This is a genomic window from Streptomyces sp. NPDC012510, from assembly GCF_042955065.1.
Lineage (GTDB): Bacteria > Actinomycetota > Actinomycetes > Streptomycetales > Streptomycetaceae > Streptomyces.
This window is the reverse complement of the sequence record NZ_JBIBEN010000007.1, coordinates 358622-375119: the sequence shown is the minus strand read 5'-3', so window position 1 is coordinate 375119 and position 16498 is coordinate 358622. Positions and strand designations below refer to the sequence as shown.

Genomic DNA, 16498 nt, shown 5'->3' with positions numbered 1-16498 from the left:
TTACTTCTCCTCGGTGGTGCGGAATTCGGAGGTGGGCGCGAAGCGCCTCGTCGAAAGGGTGGTGGCGGGCGACGGATGGGCGACGGCGGGCTCGTTGCCGCCGAGCAGCAGGTACAGGACGGCCATCCGGATGGAGACGCCGTTGGCGACCTGCTCGACGACGGTGCAGCGGTCGGAGTCGGCGACCTCGGCGGTGATCTCCATGCCCCGGACCATCGGGCCCGGGTGCATCACGACGGCGTGCTCGGGCATGCGGGCCATGCGGTCGCCGTCGAGGCCGTAGCGCCGTGAGTACTCGCGCTCGGTCGGGAAGAACGCGGCGTTCATCCGCTCGCGCTGCACCCGCAGCATCATCACCGCGTCGGACTTGGCGAGCGTGCGGTCGAGGTCGTAACTGACCTCGCAGGGCCAGGTCTCCACACCGACCGGGACCAGGGTCGGCGGGGCGACGAGGGTGACCTCGGCGCCGAGGGTGTGCAGCAGGTCGACGTTGGAGCGGGCGACACGGCTGTGCAGGACGTCACCGACGATCGTGATCCGCTTGCCGGACAGGTCCTGGCCGAGCCCGGCGTCCCGGCCGACGAGGCGGCGGCGCATGGTGAAGGCGTCCAGCAGGGCCTGGGTGGGGTGCTGGTGCGTGCCGTCGCCCGCGTTGATCACGGCGGCGTCGATCCAGCCCGATGTGGCCAGGCGGTACGGGGCCCCCGAGGCGCCGTGCCGGATGACGACGGCGTCGACGCCCATGGCTTCGAGGGTCTGGGCGGTGTCCTTGAGGGACTCGCCCTTGGAGACGCTCGACCCCTTGGCGGTGAAGTTGATGACGTCCGCCGAGAGGCGCTTCTCGGCGGCCTCGAAGGAGATCCGGGTGCGGGTGGAGTCCTCGAAGAAGAGGTTGACGATCGTGCGGCCGCGCAGGGTCGGCAGTTTCTTGATCGGCCGGTCCGCGACCCTGGCCATCTCCTCGGCGGTGTCGAGGATCAGGACGGCGTCGTCGCGGGTGAGATCGGCGGCCGAGATGAGATGACGCTGCATCTGTCAGGCTCCGTAAGGCAGTTCGGGAGATTCCGGGCAGTCAGGGGCACCGCGGGGCGACGTACGGCGCGGGGCCGTACGCGCGGGTGCTACTGCTGTGCGGTCCGCTTCGCACCGAGCAGCACGGTGTCCCGACCGTCCTCCTCGGCGAGCTGGACCTTGACCGTCTCCCGCAGCGACGTGGGGAGGTTCTTGCCGACGTAGTCGGCGCGGATGGGCAGTTCGCGGTGGCCCCGGTCGACGAGGACCGCGAGCTGGACGGCGCGCGGCCGGCCGATGTCGTTCAGCGCGTCGAGCGCCGCGCGGATCGTGCGACCGGAGAAGAGCACGTCGTCGACGAGGACGACCAGACGGCCGTCGATGCCGTCGCCGGGGATCTCGGTGCGGGCCAGCGCGCGCGGGGGGTGCATGCGCAGGTCGTCGCGGTACATGGTGATGTCGAGCGAGCCGACCGGGATCTTGCGGTCGGTGATCTCCGCGAGCTTGGCGGCGAGCCGCTGGGCGAGGAAGACGCCCCGGGTCGGAATGCCGAGGAGCACCACGTCGTCGGCGCCCTTGGCGCGCTCGACGATCTCGTGGGCGATGCGGGTCAGTACCCGCGCGATGTCGGGACCTTCGAGCACGGGCCGCGCATCGGACGACTGGTCTTCTTGCGGATTCTCTTGCGTGTCCATACGAAACGGACCTCCTTCTCCGCCTCACGGGACGGACCTTAAAGGACGTCGGAATTGCGCCATCCAAGGTACCAGGCCCTCACAACGTCCCTGATCACCCCCTTGGCGTAACCGATAACGGTTACCACGGAAGAGTCGGTCCGGACCATTCGGCTTGACGGGGCAGAGTCACGCTGCGTAACCTCACAGTGAGTCACCAGCCACGCGGCGGAGCCGCATGATTGTCGCAGCGTCCGGGGAGCCATATGTCCAGCGAATACGCCAAACAGCTCGGGGCCAAGCTCCGGGCCATCCGCACCCAGCAGGGCCTTTCCCTCCACGGTGTCGAGGAGAAGTCCCAGGGACGCTGGAAGGCGGTCGTGGTCGGCTCCTACGAGCGCGGCGACCGCGCCGTCACCGTGCAGCGCCTCGCGGAGCTGGCGGACTTCTACGGGGTCCCTGTGCAGGAGCTGCTTCCCGGTACGACCCCTGGTGGCGCCGCCGAGCCGCCGCCGAAGCTGGTCCTCGACCTTGAGCGTCTGGCTCATGTACCGGCCGAGAAGGCGGGTCCGCTGCAGCGCTACGCGGCGACGATCCAGTCCCAGCGCGGTGACTACAACGGCAAGGTGCTCTCGATCCGCCAGGACGACCTGCGCACACTCGCCGTCATCTACGACCAGTCCCCCTCGGTCCTCACCGAGCAGCTGATCAGCTGGGGCGTCCTCGACGCGGACGCGCGCCGGGCTGTCTCCCACGAGGAGAACTGACCCCTGGGCGGGGCTCAGCAGAAACGTGCCGCCGGGGTGACCCGAACCATTCGGTTCAAGGTCACCCCGGCGGTTTTTTCGGCACGTCGTCACGGAAGAGCGGCGGCAGCGCCCCGAAGGGGCGCGGGGAACTGCGCGACCAGCCACGGACAACCCGCAGCCAGGTCCGCACAGCACCCCCGACGGCAACCCCGACGGCGCACTCCTGGCGGCTTGCCTACTCGGCTTCCCGGCGAAGCGAAGGCTTGAGGTCCTTCAGCCGACCGAGCAGCCCGTTCACGAACGACGGCGAGTCGTCCGTGGAGAACTCCTTCGCCAGCTGCACCATCTCGTCCAGCACGACCGCGTCCGGGGTCTCGTCGACCCAGATCAGTTCGTAGGCCCCGAGGCGCAGGATGTTCCGGTCGACGACCGGCATCCGGTCGAGGGTCCACCCCACCGAGTACTGCGCGATCAACTCGTCGATCCGCTTGGCGCGCTCGGCGTACCCCTCGACCAGCTGCATGGTGTACTCACTGACCGGCGGCTGCCGGGTGTCGGACCGGGAGTGCCGCACCCAGTCCGCGAGCACGGTCAGGACGTCGACCCCGCGCTGGTCGCCCTCGAAGAGGATCTGGAAGGCACGCTTGCGGGCCGTGTTACGGGCAGCCACGGTTAGCTGTTCACCCGGCCGAGGTAGTCGCTCGTGCGGGTGTCGACCTTGATCTTCTCGCCGGTGGTGATGAAGAGCGGCACCTGGATCTGGTGGCCGGTCTCGAGCGTCGCCGGCTTGGTGCCACCGGTGGAGCGGTCGCCCTGGACGCCCGGCTCGGTCTCCTGGATGACGAGCTCGACGGCGGCCGGCAGCTCGACGAAGAGCACCTCGCCCTCGTGCTGCGCGACGGTGGCGGTGAAGCCCTCGATCAGGAAGTTGGCGGCGTCGCCGACGGCCTTGCGGTCGACCATGAGCTGGTCGTAGGTCTCCATGTCCATGAAGACGAAGTACTCGCCGTCCATGTAGGAGAACTGCATGTCGCGCTTGTCGACAGTGGCCGTCTCGACCTTGACGCCGGCGTTGAAGGTCTTGTCGACGACCTTGCCGGAGAGCACGTTCTTGAGCTTGGTGCGCACGAAGGCCGGGCCCTTGCCGGGCTTGACGTGCTGGAACTCGACGACGGACCAGAGCTGGCCGCCTTCGAGCTTGAGCACCAGGCCGTTCTTGAGGTCGTTCGTGGAAGCCACGGTTGCGGAATCTCCTGGACTGACGTGGACGACCCTGGGCCACGCGCCCAGCCGATGAGCTAGAGCGCGAGCAGCTCCTTGGTCGTGATGGTGAGTAGCTCGGGTCCGCCGTCCGCCTCGGGGCGTACGACGAGCGTGTCATCGATCCGGACGCCGCCCCGGCCCGGGAGGTGGACCCCCGGTTCGACGGTGACCGGCACGCAAGCGTCCAGTTTACCCATGGCCACGGGGGCCAACTGCGGGTCCTCGTGGATTTCCAGTCCGACCCCGTGCCCCATCAACGGCGGGAGGCCGTCGCCGTGCCCCGCGGAGTCCAGGACCTGGCGGGCCGCACGGTCCACGATGCGGTAGGCCGTGCCGGGCACAAGCGCCTCCCGTCCGGCCCGCTGGGCTGCGAAGACCACGTCGTACAGCTCGATCTGCCAGTCGGCGGGCGAGGTGCCGATCACGAACGTACGGCCGATCTCACAGCGGTAACCGCGGTAGGTCGCGCCGAGGCAGACGGAGAGAAAGTCGCCCTCCTCGACCCTGCGGTCGGTGGGGACATGGCCACGACGGCCGGAGTTGGGGCCGGTGGCGACGGACGTGGTGAAGGCCGGGCCGTCGGCGCCGTGGTCGACGAGGCGGCGCTCCAGTTCCAGGGCGAGATGACGCTCGGTGCGGCCGACGAGGATCGATTCGAGCAGTTCACCGAGGGCCTGGTCGGCGATCTCCGCCCCGATCCGGAGACAGGAGATCTCCTCCTCGTCCTTGATCACTCTCAGCTGCTCGACCGCGCCGCCGACATCGGCGAGCCGCAGTCGGGGAGCGACCGAACGGATCGCGCGGTGCCGGGCCACAGTGAGGTGGTGTTCCTCCACGGCCAGGGAATCGGCACCGAGGTCCGCGGCCATGTCGGCGGCAGCGACCGCCGGGTCTCCACCGGGGCGCGGCAGCACCTGGACGCGTACGGTCTCGTCGGGTCGGCCCTCGCCGATCTGGCCACTCGGTGGCGAGCCGCAGACGAGGAGGTCCTCCCCCCTGGCGAGCAGCAGGACAGCATCGCGGGGTGCGGCGCCCGCGAGGTAGCGCACGTTGGCCGGGCGGGTCACCAGGGCGGTGGCGCTGCCGCCGGCTTGGCAGCGTTCTCTCAGCCGGGCTCGCCGGGCCGCGTAGACCTCTGACATGAACCGAGCGTATGAGCTTCGCTGAACAGTCGCCGGTCGAGTGCGGCCGAGTGGGGGTGCGCCTCGACGGGAGACGGGGGTGCGGCGCGGGGTCGTGTGCCGTCCGCGAGCCGGTGGGGGTCTTTCGCGCAGTTCCCCGCGCCCCTTCCGGGCCGGCTTCGGGCGACGGCGTTCACAGTGCTGTCCGCTTCCACGGATCTACCACTTCGGCGGGCTCGCTATCGACCTCGCCAGGACCTCGTCCAGGACCCTTGCCGTGCTCGGTACGTCGAGTTGGGAGTTGTCGATGATCGGGAGGCCGGAGCCGTACCAGCCCGCCATCCGGCCGTGGATGCGGGCCACCTCCTCGTCGGTGAGGCGGCGGTTGCCCGAGCGCTCGGCGTTGCGCTCGAGGACGATCTCCAGGCCCGGCAGGAGGACGACGGGCAGCAGGCCGGGGCCGACGTGCCGCTTCCAGCCGCCGAGGCCGACGACGGGGCGGTCGGGGAAGACCGCGTCGTCGAGGATGCAGGAGATGCCGTTGGCCAGGAAGTTCCGGGCGGAGAAGCCGCAGGTGCGGCGGGCGAGACGATACTGCGCCTCGGAGTTGTCGTTCCAGCCGGACTGGGGGTCCGCGAAGCCGGAACGCACCCATTCGCGTACGTCGTCCAGGCTGATGTGCGCGGTGGGCACCCGGCGGTGGTCCGCCCAGTACTTGGCGACGCTGGTCTTGCCGGCCCCGGCGGGCCCGATGAGCAGGACCGCGAGCGTGGTGGTGGTGACGTCCGGCGCACCCGTGGCGGGCGGCGGGCTCGGCATGGTGACGGGACCGCCCGGCGGCAGTGGCACGTGTCCGGTCGTGTCCCTCGGGGCTGCGGTGTGCCGCGGGGCCGATGCGTGCGGATGCCCGGGGCCGCCGACGAAGCCCGGCGCGGGCGGGGGGACGGATCCGGGTGGCGCGGGCGGAGGGGCCGACCCGGGGGGCGCGGCCGGTGTCGGTGGCGCGGCGGGGGCGGGCGGGCTCGCCGGCGCGGGGCCCGGGTGGGTGCCCGGGGGCAGCGGGTGGCTCCCGCCCGGGTGTCCCTGCGGGTTCGCGCCCGTCGCGCCCGGGTGGTGGGGGGCCGGGTGTCCCTGGTGGTTCGCGGTGGGCGACCACGGGGTCGCCGGGTCCTGCCCCGGCCGATGGGGCGGCGGCAGCGGAGCTCCCACTGCGTGCTGCATCCGGTGCCACTCCGTCTCGTACAGTCACATCGACACTGACGGGCGGGGCCTTTCGACCCCGCCCTTACCGAACGGTACCGTCCCCGGCCACCGTTTGGTGAACGGCCGGGAGCAGCCCGGAGTGCCCAAGTGGCCATGACCACAAGGCGAATCGGGCAGGAGCCGCCCGAGCGGGCGTCACTGTCCCACTTCGCCGTAGGCGGCGAGGAGGACGGCCGGGTCGGGGCCCTCCAGGACGGTGGGTTTGGCCAGGCCGTCCAGCACGATGAAACGCAGCAGATCGCCCCGGGACTTCTTGTCGACCTTCATCGTCTCCAGCAGCTTGGGCCACTGGTCATAGCGGTAGTGCAGCGGCAGCCCGACCGCTTCGAGTACCGTGCGGTGGCGGTCGGCGGTCGCGTCGTCCAACCGGCCCGCGAGGCGCCCCAGTTCGGCCGCGAAGTGCATGCCGACGGAGACGGCCGCACCGTGGCGCCACTGGTAGCGCTCGTTCTTCTCGATGGCGTGGGCCAGGGTGTGCCCGTAGTTGAGGATCTCCCGGCGGCCGGACTCCTTCAGATCGCCCGAGACGACCTCGGCCTTCACCCGGATCGACCGTTCGATCAGCTCCGAGGTGTGCGGTCCGGTGGGGGTGCGGGCGGCCTGCGGGTCGGCCTCGATCAGGTCCAGGATCACCGGGTCCGCGATGAACCCGGCCTTGATGATCTCGGCCAGCCCGGAGACGTAGTCGTTGACCGGCAGCGAGTCCAGCGCGGCAAGGTCGCACAGGACGCCGGCCGGCGGGTGGAAGGAACCGACCAGGTTCTTGCCCTCGGCGGTGTTGATGCCGGTCTTGCCGCCCACGGCCGCGTCCACCATCGCCAGGACGGTGGTGGGGATGGCGATCCAGCGCACCCCGCGCAGCCAGGTCGCCGCCACGAATCCGGCGAGGTCCGTGGTGGCGCCGCCGCCGACGCCGACGATGACATCGGTGCGGGTGAAGCCGGACTGTCCCAACGCCTTCCAGCAGTAGGCGGCGACCTCGGCGGCCTTGGCCTCCTCCGCGTTCGGCACCTGGATGGCGACGGCCTCGTAGCCCTGCTCTGCCAGGTCCGCGCGCAGCGCCTCCCCGGTGTCGTCCAGCGCCTCGGGGTGGATCACCGCGACCCGCCGCGCCCGGTTGCCGATCAGCCCGCCCAGCTCGCCGAGGAGTCGACGTCCCACCAGGACCTCGTACGGCTCGGTGCCCGCCGTGCCGCCGACCTGGACACGGGTCACTGTCTCGCTCATGCTTCTTTCAACTCCAGTGCGTCCAGGGCCGCTTGCGTGACTTCCTCGGGGGTGCGCCCGTCGGTGGGCACGACCGCGGTGGCGACCTCCTCGTACAGGCTCCGCCGGGCCTCCATCAGCTCCCGCCACTGCTTGCGCGGATTGACGGCCAGCAGCGGGCGGGCAGCGTTGAGGCCGGTGCGCTTGACCGCCTCCTCGACGTCCATCGAGAGGTAGACGACCCGCTGCCCGACGAGCTGTGCGCGCGTGTCGGCGTCGAGGATCGCGCCCCCGCCGAGGGCGAGGACGCCGTCGTGCCCGGTCAGCGCCGTGTGCACGGCCCTCTTCTCGATGGCGCGGAAGGCGGGTTCGCCCTCGTCGACGAAGATCTCCGCGATCTCGCGGCCCTGCTCGGCCACGATGTCGTCGTCGGTGTCCCGGTAGGCGACGCCGAGCCGCTCGGAGAGCATCCGTCCGACGGTGGACTTGCCGACGCCCATCGGGCCGACGAGGACAACCACAGGCACCGGGGTCACCGGATCGCGAGGTTGTCGAGGTAGGAGCGGACGTTGCGGGCCGTCTCGGTGACGCTGTCACCGCCGAACTTCTCCGCCACAGCGTCCGCCAGAACGAGGGCCACCATCGCCTCGGCGACGATTCCGGCGGCCGGGACCGCGGAGACGTCGGAGCGCTGGTGGTGGGCCTGTGCGGCCTCGCCGGTGGTCACGTCCACGGTCCGCAGCGCGCGCGGCACGGTCGCGATCGGCTTCATCGCCGCGCGTACCCGCAGCAGTTCGCCCGTCGTGAGGCCGCCCTCGGTGCCGCCGGAGCGGCCGGAGACGCGCTTGATGCCCTCGGGGCTGTTCACGATCTCGTCGTGCGCCTTCGAGCCGGGCACCCGGGCCAGCTCGAAGCCGTCACCGATCTCGACGCCCTTGATGGCCTGGATGCCCATCAGCGCGCCGGCGAGACGGGCGTCCAGCTTGCGGTCCCAGTGGACGTGCGAGCCGAGGCCCACCGGCACGCCGTACGCCAGGATCTCGACGACGCCGCCGAGCGTGTCGCCGTCCTTGTGGGCCTGGTCGATCTCGGCGACCATCGCCTTCGAGGCATCCGCGTCCAGGCAGCGCACCGGGTCGGCGTCCAGCTTCTCGACATCGGCCGGGGTCGGGTACACACCCTGCGGGGCCTTCGCGGCGGCCAGCTCCACCACGTGGCTGACGATCTCGATCCCGGCCGTCTCCTTCAGGTACGACCGCGCCACGGCACCGAGGGCGACTCGGGCGGCGGTCTCCCGGGCCGAGGCCCGCTCCAGGATCGGCCGCGCCTCGTCGAAGCCGTACTTCTGCATACCGGCCAGGTCCGCGTGACCGGGCCGGGGGCGGGTCAGCGGCGCGTTGCGGGCGAGCCCGGCGAGGATCTCGGGGTCGACGGGGTCGGCCGCCATGACCTGCTCCCACTTCGGCCACTCGGTGTTCCCGACCATGATCGCCACCGGCGAGCCCATCGTCAGACCGTGCCGCACACCACCGAGGAACGTGACCTCGTCACGCTCGAACTTCATGCGCGCACCGCGCCCATAGCCCAGGCGCCGGCGGGCGAGGTGGTCCGCCACCATCTCCGTGGTGATCGGCACGCCGGCGGGAAGTCCCTCCAGCGTCGCGACGAGTGCGGGACCGTGGGACTCCCCCGCGGTCAGCCAGCGCAACCTGCTCAACGGTGCTCCTCAGTCCTCGCGCCCTGCGTACTGCCTTGGTGTACACGCGTCCTCGCGTACGGCGACGGCTCCCGGGTGCGCGGCCCCGGCCCGCAGGTCCGATCCTCCCACGTCCGGGGCGTGAGCCGGTCACGGGTCCAGCAGACGGACGAGCGCACGAGCACCGAGCCGCGTCCGGCCCTCTTCGTCGCCGCGCCCTTGATCGCCTCGCGGATGCGGAAGCACGTGCCGCAGCGGCAGACGTTCGCGACATCGTCGATGCCGGCGTCGGTGGGGTCGCTGGTGCGCTTGAGCGGGGCGACGATCTGTCCGGGCCGGAGATAACCGCACTGGGCGACGTCCTGCTCCAGCCAGGCCTCCTGGACCCGGTGCAGCCGGTCGCCGTCGGCCAGCCCCTCGGTGGTGACCGCACGGCCGGCCGCCTCGTCGACCGGCACCGCACAGGGCCGGACGGCCTCGCCGTCGAGGTGGCTGGTGCAGGCCTTGCAGACGCCGATCCCGCAGCCGTACCCGGGCCGCGGACACGAGCAGATCGCGCAGCGCCCAGAGCAGGGGCAGGCCGTCGGGGGCGTCGACGGTGACGGTCTCACCGTCGACGATGAAGGTGCCGGCTCAGCCCCGCTCCGCCAGCGCCCGCTCCCCCGCCTGTCTCATCGCCGCCACCGGAGCCGTCTCGCACCCGGTCATCTGTTCCACCTGCAGCACCGCCTGGTGCACCAGCAGATCGAGCCCACTGACCACCGCGCCTCCGTACGCCGACCAGCGGGCGGCGAGTTCCGTCGGCCACGGGTGGTACAGCACGTCGAACAGCGTCGTCGGCCGTTCCGGCACGGCACCGGAGAGCGTGTCCGTCGCCCCCGCCGGCGTGGTGGCGACGACCAGCGGTGCCCTCAGCCCTCGCTCGGCCTCCGCCCAGTCCGCCGTTCGCACTTCGACGTTCAGCCGCTCGCCCCACTGCCGCATCTCGGCGGCCCGTGCCTCGCTCCGGACGTACGCCACGACCTCACCGGTGCAGATCCGGGCGAGCGCGGCCAGCGCGGAGGAGGCCGTGGCGCCCGCGCCGAGGATGGCCGCCGACTCCACCTGCTCGATGCCGCGCTCCCTCAGGGCGGCGACCATCCCGGGGATGTCGGTGTTGTCCCCGATCCGCCGTCCGTCCTCCGTGAACACCAGCGTGTTGACCGCCTCGACGGAGGTCGCCGTCTCGCTGATCTCGTCCAGCAGCGGAATGACCGCCCGTTTGAGCGGCATGGTCAGCGACAGCCCCGCCCACTCCGGCCCCAGCTTCTCCACGAACCCGGGCAGCGCCTCCTCGTCGACCTCGAAACGGTCGTACGTCCAGTCGGCGAGCCCGAGTTCGGCGTACGCGGCACGGTGCAGCACCGGCGAGAGCGAGTGGGCGATGGGCGAACCGACCACAGCGGCGCGGTTCTTGCTGGAGGTGCGGCTCATTGGGCGTTCTGCGCTTCCTGGTACTTCCTGCGGTTCCTGTTGTGCTCCTCGTTGGTCACGGCGAAGAGCGTCTCATCCTCGCTGATCGACACGAAGTAGTACCAGTCGCCCTTGGCCGGCTGGAGGGCACCCTCTATCGCGAGCTGGCCCGGATTGTCGATCGGCCCGGGCGGCAAACCCTTGATCTTGTAGGTGTTGTACGGGTCGTCGATCTGCCGCAGCGAGTCGACCGAACCCGTGGCCAACTTGGACTCCCCCCGCAGGTAATTGACCGTTGAATCGAAGTCGAGCAGGCCGGCTGTTTCCTGGTTGTTGGGTTCAAGCCGGTTGTAGACGACCCGTGCGATCTTCTTGTAGTCCTTCTTGTTGTTCCCCTCGGCCTCTACCAGGCTCGCCACTGTCAGTACCTGAAGGGGGCTCTCGAGGTTCAGGCTCTTGGCCTTGCCCTCCAGACCGAATTGCTCGAACTTCGCCTTGGCGAGGGAAATCATTTCCTTCAGGACGGCCTCGGGCTTCATTCCCTTGGCAATGGGATACGTGGACGGATAAAGGAATCCCTCCAGCGGATCCTTGATGTCCTCATTGTCGTTCGCCCACTCAGGGAGGCCGAGAGAGTCCCACTTCTTCTCGGCGACGTCCTCGGTCGTACCCTTCTTGAGCCCGAGTTCGTTGTCGATCTTCTTGTAGATCGAGATGTTGCGCTCGCCCTCGATGACGGTGAAGTTGTTCTGGCTCTTGGGGTTGAGCATCATGGCGAGAGCGCTTGCGGCGGACATCTCCTTCTTGAGCAGATAGACGCCCGCCTGAACCGATGAATCACGCTGCCCGGCCTGGGCGGCCGTGAAGGCGTCGACGCTCTTGACGACCCCCGCCGCTTTCAGTTTCCGCCCGATGTCCGACCCGAAATCACCCTTCTCGACGGTGATCGTGACGGTTTCATTCGTACCGTTCCCCGCGTAGTCGGGAACCTCGCCGTACCGGCTCTGAAAGAACTGGTAACCGAAGTAGCTGACGCCGGCGAGACCGCCGCCGAACACCATGACGACCACCAGGCACGCGCACCCACTACGGCGCTTCTTGCCGCCCTTGCCCGATTTTCCGGACGTGCCGCCACGGCCCTTGCGCTCACCGCGGCCGGTGCGCCCCTCGGCCTCGTCGTCCTCGTCGTCATCACCGCCGCCCGCGAAGAACGCCTGCTCGCCCCGGTCCGGCCCGGGGTCCCAGTCGGTCCGCCCGGCGACCGGCTGCTTCTCGGCCTCGGGCTCCGGAGTGGGTGCCGGTGCGGGCGTGGTCTCCGCGCTGCGACGTGCGGGCGGCTCCGGCGGCGGGTACGCGTCGGGCGTGCCGTAGAAGTCTGGTTGACCGCCGCCATAGGCCATCGCCTGCTGCTGGCCCTGATAGGGGTCGGCGGTGTAGGGGCCCTGCGCCTGCTGGTGACTTCCGTTGTTCCAGACGCCGTTGCCCTGATCGTACTGCTGCTGGTCATGACCGGGGTACTGCTGGTGCTGGTTCTGGCCGGGGTACTGCTGCTGGTGCTGGCCGGGGTACTGCTGCCCGGGGTCGCCGTACTCCTGCTGGTACTGCTGCTGGATGTAGGCGTCCTGATGGCCGTTGTTCCAGCCCCCGTTGCCTTGGTCGTACTGCTGCTGGTACTGCTGCTGCTCCGGGTAGTGCTGCTGCGGCTGGCCGCCGTAGGCGGACTGCGGGCCCGCCTGGGCCTGCTGTCCGTCCCATCCGCCGTCCCCGTACAACGGGTCGTCCGGATGCCACGGTTCGGAGCCTGGGCCCCGGCCATACTCAGTCATCGATCCCCTAGAGCCGCGAGGCGGCGGTCACGCGGGGCTTGTGGCTCGGCTTTCGTCCCCGCCTCATTTGGTGCGGAGGCTGTTCGAAGGCCACCGCATCGCGCGGAACGTTACCGTATCGCGATCAGTGGGCCACTTCGATGCCTTCGCCTGGAGCTTTACCTGACGCTCGTTCGGATTCCAGCGCCTGTTGCAGGATGATCACGGCTGCCACCTGGTCAATGACCGACCTGCCCTTTTTGGATTTCACACCCGAGGCGCGCAGACCTTGACCGGCCGTCACTGTGGTCATCCTCTCGTCGAGAAGTCTGACCGGAACGGGCGCGATCATCCGGGCCAACTCCTGGGCGAAAGCCCGTACCTTGACTGCGGCCGGGCCCTCTCCTCCTTTGAGGGAACGCGGAAGCCCGACGATTACCTCGATAGGTACGTACTCGTCGACCAGTTGTCTCAATCGCCGTTGAGCCGCCGGGACATCGCGTCCGGGAACGGTCTCGACCGGGGTGGCGAGGATCCCGTCGGGGTCGCAGGAGGCGACCCCGATGCGGGCGTCCCCGACATCGATCGCGAGGCGACGGCCACGGCGCATGGCCGGACCGTCGCCTTCGCTCGTGTGATCTGCGGCGCTCACTTGGCCGTCTCGGCGACCAGGCGCTCGACCGCGTTCACGGCCTCGCCGATGGCAGCCGGGTTCTGGCCACCGCCCTGGGCGACGTCCGGCTTGCCGCCCCCGCCGCCGCCGAGGGTCTTGGCGGCCGTGCGGACCAGGTCGCCGGCCTTCAGACCGCGCTCGCGGGCGGCCTCGTTGGTGGCGATGACCGTCAGCGGCTTGCCGTTCACGGCGGTGAAGAGGGCGACCACGACGGCCCGGCCGCCCTGGATGCGTCCGCGCACGTCGAGGACCAGCTTGCGGAGGTCGTCGGCGGTGGTGCCGTCCGGGACCTGACCGGTCACGAGGGCGACGCCGGAGACGTCCTTGGCGGACTCGGCGAGACCGGCGGCGGCCTGCAGCACCTTCTCGGCGCGGAACTTCTCGATCTCCTTCTCGGCGTCCTTCAGCTTGCCGAGCATGGCGGAGACCTTCTCCGGAAGCTCCTCCGGGCGGCCCTTGATCAGCTCCTGGAGCTGGGCGACGACCGTGTGCTCACGGGCGAGGAAGTTGTAGGCGTCGACGCCGACCAGGGCCTCGATACGGCGCACACCGGAACCGATCGAGGACTCGCCGAGCAGCTTGACCAGGCCGAGTTGCGAGGTGTTGTGGACGTGCGTGCCGCCGCACAGCTCCTTGGAGAAGTCACCGATGGTGACGACGCGGACGCGGTCGCCGTACTTCTCGCCGAACTCGGCGATGGCGCCCTGCTTCTTGGCCTCGTCGATGCCCATGATGTCGGCGCGGACGTCCAGGTCGCGGGCGAGGACCTCGTTGATCTTCTGCTCGACGTCGGTCATCACGGCCGTCGGAACGGCGGACGGGGAGCCGAAGTCGAAGCGGAAGCGGCCGGGCTGGTTCTCGGAACCGGCCTGGGCGGCCGTCGGACCGAGGGCGTCACGCAGGGCCTGGTGGGTGAGGTGGGTGGCCGAGTGGGCGCGGGCGATGGCCGTACGGCGGCGGCCGTCGATGGAGGCCTGGGCCTTGGCGCCGACGGTCACCTCGCCGACCTGGACGACGCCCTTGTGGACGTAGACGCCCGGGACCGGCTTCTGGCAGTCGCGGATCTCGATGACGGCACCGGAGTCGACCTTGATCCGGCCGGTGTCGCCGATCTGGCCGCCGCCCTCGGCGTAGAACGGGGTGCGGTCGAGGACGATCTCGACCTCGTCGCCCTCGGTGGCGGCGGGCGAGGAGAGCCCGTCGACGAGGATGCCGACGACCGTGGACTCGCCCTCGGTGTCCGAGTAGCCGATGAACTCGGTCTCACCGGCGGCGTCGGCGATCTCGCGGTAGGCGCCGAGGTCGGCGTGGCCGGTCTTCTTGGAACGGGCGTCGGCCTTGGCCTTGTCCCGCTGCTCCTGCATCAGGCGGCGGAAACCGTCCTCGTCCACGGAGAGCCCCTGCTCGGCGGCCATCTCCAGGGTGAGGTCGATCGGGAAGCCCCAGGTGTCGTGGAGCAGGAACGCCTTGTCGCCGGGCAGCTGCTTGCCACCGGCGGCCTTGGCGTCGGTGATGGCCGTGTCGAGGATGTTCGTGCCGGCCTTCAGCGTCTTGAGGAAGGCGTTCTCCTCGGCGAGGGCGACCTTCTCAATGCGCTCACGGTCGGTGACCAACTCGGGGTACTGCTGGCCCATCATGCCGATGACGACGTCGATGAGGTCCTGGACGACCGGGCCGGTGGCGCCGAGGAGGCGCATGTTGCGGATGGCGCGGCGCATGATGCGGCGCAGGACGTAGCCACGGCCCTCGTTGCCGGGGGTGACGCCGTCGCCGATGAGCATCACGGCGGTGCGGATGTGGTCGGTGACCACGCGCAGGGAGACGTCGGAGGCCTTGGCGTCGCCGTAGCGGACACCGGTCAGCTCGGTGGCCTTGTCGATGACGGCCATGGAGGTGTCGATCTCGTACATGTTCTGCACGCCCTGCAGAATCATGGCGAGGCGCTCCAGGCCGAGGCCGGTGTCGATGTTCTTGGCGGGCAGGTCACCGAGGATCGGGAAGTCCTCCTTGCCGGAGCCCTCACCGCGCTCGTACTGCATGAAGACCAGGTTCCAGATCTCCACGTACCGCTCGTCGTTGACGGCCGGGCCGCCCTCCTCGCCGAACTCCGGGCCACGGTCGTAGTTGATCTCGGAGCACGGGCCGCAAGGGCCGGGGACGCCCATGGACCAGAAGTTGGGGCCCATGCCCAGGCGCTGGATGCGCTCGGCGGGGACGCCGACGACGTCGCGCCAGATGCGCTCGGCCTCGTCGTCCTCCTTGTAGACGGTGATCCAGAGCCGCTCCGGGTCCAGGCCGTAACCGCCCTTGTCCTGAGAGCTGGTAAGCAGCTCCCAGGCGTGCTTGATGGCGCCTTCCTTGAAGTAGTCACCGAAGGAGAAGTTGCCGCACATCTGGAAGAACGTGCCGTGCCGGGTGGTCTTGCCGACCTCTTCGATGTCCGGCGTACGGACGCACTTCTGCACGCTGGTGGCGCGGGCGTACGGCGGCTTGACCTCGCCCAGGAAGTACGGCTTGAAGGGGACCATGCCCGCGTTGACGAGGAGCAGAGTCGGGTCGTCCGCGATGAGCGACGCCGAAGGGACAACGGTGTGACCGCGCTCCTCGAAGAAGCTCAACCAGCGGCGACGAATCTCGGCCGACTCCATCAGTGGTCCTCATTCCGGTTGTACGGGTACGACGAGCTGTCGACGTACCTCGAATTCCTGCTGTACTTCGGGGTGTTGCTGTTCTCGATGGCGACGACGCGCCTCGGGGCCGGAAGCTCCGGGTACTCGTCGGGGTTGGTCTCGATGCCGAGGGCCTCGCCCAGTTCGGCCTCGCGCTGCGCCATGTTGTCGCGGACGTCGAGTGCGAAGCCGACCGCCCGGTCCTTGAGCTTGTGGCCCGCCTCGACCGCCTTGTTCGCCGCCTGGGTGGCGAGGTGCTCGGGGGTGAGCTGCTTGAGCTTCCGGTTGACCTTGGTGGTGGCCCACACACCGGCGGCGACGCCTGTGGTGAACCAGAACGTACGGCGGAACATCGCTCGGTCAGTCCTTCTTTCCACGGGTGTCGCGCCTGCTCCGGCGGCTGCCCGGAACGGTGCGTCCCACGATCACGGTACGACGCCGCCCCTGGGCGGGCTCACCCTCCCGGCGGCCGCCCATGGCCCGGCGTACGCCGTAGCCGAAGGCGGCGACCTTCACGAGGGGGCCGCCGAAGGTGGACGCGACGGTCGTGGAGAGCGCCGAGGCGTTCGACGTGACCTCCTGGACGTCGGACGCGATGGCGTCGACCCGCTCGATCTGGGTCTGCGCGGAGCGGACCGCGGTGGACGCCTCGGCGAGGAGGGGGACGGCCTGGTCGGTCACGTCCGCGACGAGCTTGGTGGTCGCCTTGAGCGTCTGGGCCAGCCTCACCAGCGCGACGGCGAGGAAGGAGACCAGGATCGCCCAGAAGACGGCCACCAGGACCCCGGCCACCTCTCCACCGGACACTGTCTGCACCCGCTCCCTGGAACTTGCCTGAACGTCGAAAGTCGTGTCCCGAGCCTATCGCGCCAAGGCCGCCACTCCGTACCGCATTACGGGCCCCGAGGCACGGCCG

General features: G+C 69.9%; 16 protein-coding genes and 1 pseudogene. 1 reads left to right on the top strand and 16 read right to left on the bottom strand.

Features of this window, described 5'->3' with window-relative positions:
* Both ACFY9I_RS16555 and pyrR read right to left on the bottom strand, forming a co-directional pair.
* Positions 1-1032, bottom strand: coding sequence for an aspartate carbamoyltransferase catalytic subunit (locus tag ACFY9I_RS16555; RefSeq protein WP_391002084.1), 1032 nt, complete (start codon positions 1030-1032; stop codon positions 1-3).
* An 89-nt stretch (positions 1033-1121) separates the two neighbouring features.
* Positions 1122-1706 (bottom strand): bifunctional pyr operon transcriptional regulator/uracil phosphoribosyltransferase PyrR, encoded by a 585-nt coding sequence (pyrR, locus tag ACFY9I_RS16550; protein WP_391002082.1) that lies wholly within the window; start codon positions 1704-1706, stop codon positions 1122-1124.
* Positions 1707-1951: 245 nt separating this feature from the next.
* On the opposite strand from pyrR, the gene bldD reads away from it, so the two are divergent.
* Entirely contained in the window at positions 1952-2452 is a 501-nt protein-coding gene (gene bldD, locus ACFY9I_RS16545) for a transcriptional regulator BldD (protein WP_019059743.1), read from the top strand.
* A gap of 217 nt (positions 2453-2669) precedes the next feature.
* Here bldD and nusB read toward each other — a convergent pair whose 3' ends face one another.
* From nusB to ACFY9I_RS16475, 14 genes and pseudogenes are all read right to left on the bottom strand, one after another.
* The gene (nusB, locus tag ACFY9I_RS16540) at positions 2670-3104 is read right to left on the bottom strand and encodes a transcription antitermination factor NusB (protein WP_391002080.1); all 435 of its coding nucleotides are present in this window, start codon (positions 3102-3104) and stop codon (positions 2670-2672) included.
* 2 nt (positions 3105-3106) lie between these two features.
* Positions 3107-3673, bottom strand: coding sequence for an elongation factor P (gene efp / locus ACFY9I_RS16535; protein ID WP_033532566.1), 567 nt, complete (start codon positions 3671-3673; stop codon positions 3107-3109).
* A gap of 59 nt (positions 3674-3732) precedes the next feature.
* A complete protein-coding gene (locus ACFY9I_RS16530) occupies positions 3733-4839 on the bottom strand; it encodes a M24 family metallopeptidase (RefSeq protein ID WP_391002077.1) in 1107 nt (368 codons plus the stop codon).
* Between the two features lie 198 nt (positions 4840-5037).
* Positions 5038-6039, bottom strand: a complete 1002-nt coding sequence (locus ACFY9I_RS16525) for an AAA family ATPase (RefSeq protein ID WP_391002075.1) — start codon at positions 6037-6039, stop codon at positions 5038-5040.
* A 177-nt stretch (positions 6040-6216) separates the two neighbouring features.
* Entirely contained in the window at positions 6217-7308 is a 1092-nt protein-coding gene (gene aroB / locus ACFY9I_RS16520; protein ID WP_391002073.1) for a 3-dehydroquinate synthase, read from the bottom strand.
* Positions 7305-7787 carry a shikimate kinase gene (locus ACFY9I_RS16515; RefSeq protein WP_391002132.1) on the bottom strand — a complete coding sequence of 161 codons (483 nt, stop codon included), beginning with the start codon at positions 7785-7787 and terminating at the stop codon, positions 7305-7307. The genes aroB and ACFY9I_RS16515 overlap by 4 nt, the downstream gene beginning before the upstream one ends.
* A gap of 32 nt (positions 7788-7819) precedes the next feature.
* Positions 7820-9004, bottom strand: coding sequence for a chorismate synthase (gene aroC / locus ACFY9I_RS16510; RefSeq protein ID WP_391002071.1), 1185 nt, complete (start codon positions 9002-9004; stop codon positions 7820-7822).
* A 182-nt stretch (positions 9005-9186) separates the two neighbouring features.
* Positions 9187-9604, bottom strand: a pseudogene (locus tag ACFY9I_RS16505) ((2Fe-2S)-binding protein); the annotation flags it as partial.
* Between the two features lie 12 nt (positions 9605-9616).
* Complete coding sequence (locus ACFY9I_RS16500; protein WP_391002069.1) at positions 9617-10456, bottom strand: shikimate dehydrogenase; 840 nt, start codon at positions 10454-10456, stop codon at positions 9617-9619.
* Complete coding sequence (gene mltG / locus ACFY9I_RS16495; protein ID WP_391002067.1) at positions 10453-12261, bottom strand: endolytic transglycosylase MltG; 1809 nt, start codon at positions 12259-12261, stop codon at positions 10453-10455. The genes ACFY9I_RS16500 and mltG overlap by 4 nt, the downstream gene beginning before the upstream one ends.
* Positions 12262-12385: 124 nt before the next feature.
* Positions 12386-12850 carry a Holliday junction resolvase RuvX gene (gene ruvX, locus ACFY9I_RS16490; RefSeq protein WP_391002130.1) on the bottom strand — a complete coding sequence of 155 codons (465 nt, stop codon included), beginning with the start codon at positions 12848-12850 and terminating at the stop codon, positions 12386-12388.
* Positions 12851-12888: 38 nt separating this feature from the next.
* Positions 12889-15561 (bottom strand): alanine--tRNA ligase, encoded by a 2673-nt coding sequence (alaS, locus tag ACFY9I_RS16485; RefSeq protein WP_391002066.1) that lies wholly within the window; start codon positions 15559-15561, stop codon positions 12889-12891.
* Entirely contained in the window at positions 15561-15935 is a 375-nt protein-coding gene (locus ACFY9I_RS16480; RefSeq protein WP_391002064.1) for a hypothetical protein, read from the bottom strand. The genes alaS and ACFY9I_RS16480 overlap by 1 nt, the downstream gene beginning before the upstream one ends.
* A 7-nt stretch (positions 15936-15942) precedes the next feature.
* The gene (locus ACFY9I_RS16475) at positions 15943-16389 is read right to left on the bottom strand and encodes a DUF948 domain-containing protein (RefSeq protein ID WP_391002128.1); all 447 of its coding nucleotides are present in this window, start codon (positions 16387-16389) and stop codon (positions 15943-15945) included.
* Between the last annotated feature and the right edge of the window lie 109 nt (positions 16390-16498).

What these genes read in the sequence shown, in the direction of transcription:
- ACFY9I_RS16555 (WP_391002084.1), bottom strand. Translation starts at nt 1,032, where the DNA reads ATGCAGCGTCATCTCATCTCGGCCGCCGATCTCACCCGCGACGACGCC.
- pyrR (WP_391002082.1), bottom strand. Translation starts at nt 1,706, where the DNA reads ATGGACACGCAAGAGAATCCGCAAGAAGACCAGTCGTCCGATGCGCGG.
- bldD (WP_019059743.1), top strand. Translation starts at nt 1,952, where the DNA reads ATGTCCAGCGAATACGCCAAACAGCTCGGGGCCAAGCTCCGGGCCATC.
- ACFY9I_RS16530 (WP_391002077.1), bottom strand. Translation starts at nt 4,839, where the DNA reads ATGTCAGAGGTCTACGCGGCCCGGCGAGCCCGGCTGAGAGAACGCTGC.
- ACFY9I_RS16525 (WP_391002075.1), bottom strand. Translation starts at nt 6,039, where the DNA reads ATGCAGCACGCAGTGGGAGCTCCGCTGCCGCCGCCCCATCGGCCGGGG.
- aroB (WP_391002073.1), bottom strand. Translation starts at nt 7,308, where the DNA reads ATGAGCGAGACAGTGACCCGTGTCCAGGTCGGCGGCACGGCGGGCACC.
- ACFY9I_RS16515 (WP_391002132.1), bottom strand. Translation starts at nt 7,787, where the DNA reads ATGGGCGTCGGCAAGTCCACCGTCGGACGGATGCTCTCCGAGCGGCTC.
- ACFY9I_RS16500 (WP_391002069.1), bottom strand. Translation starts at nt 10,456, where the DNA reads ATGAGCCGCACCTCCAGCAAGAACCGCGCCGCTGTGGTCGGTTCGCCC.
- mltG (WP_391002067.1), bottom strand. Translation starts at nt 12,261, where the DNA reads ATGACTGAGTATGGCCGGGGCCCAGGCTCCGAACCGTGGCATCCGGAC.
- ruvX (WP_391002130.1), bottom strand. Translation starts at nt 12,850, where the DNA reads ATGCGCCGTGGCCGTCGCCTCGCGATCGATGTCGGGGACGCCCGCATC.
- alaS (WP_391002066.1), bottom strand. Translation starts at nt 15,561, where the DNA reads ATGGAGTCGGCCGAGATTCGTCGCCGCTGGTTGAGCTTCTTCGAGGAG.
- ACFY9I_RS16480 (WP_391002064.1), bottom strand. Translation starts at nt 15,935, where the DNA reads ATGTTCCGCCGTACGTTCTGGTTCACCACAGGCGTCGCCGCCGGTGTG.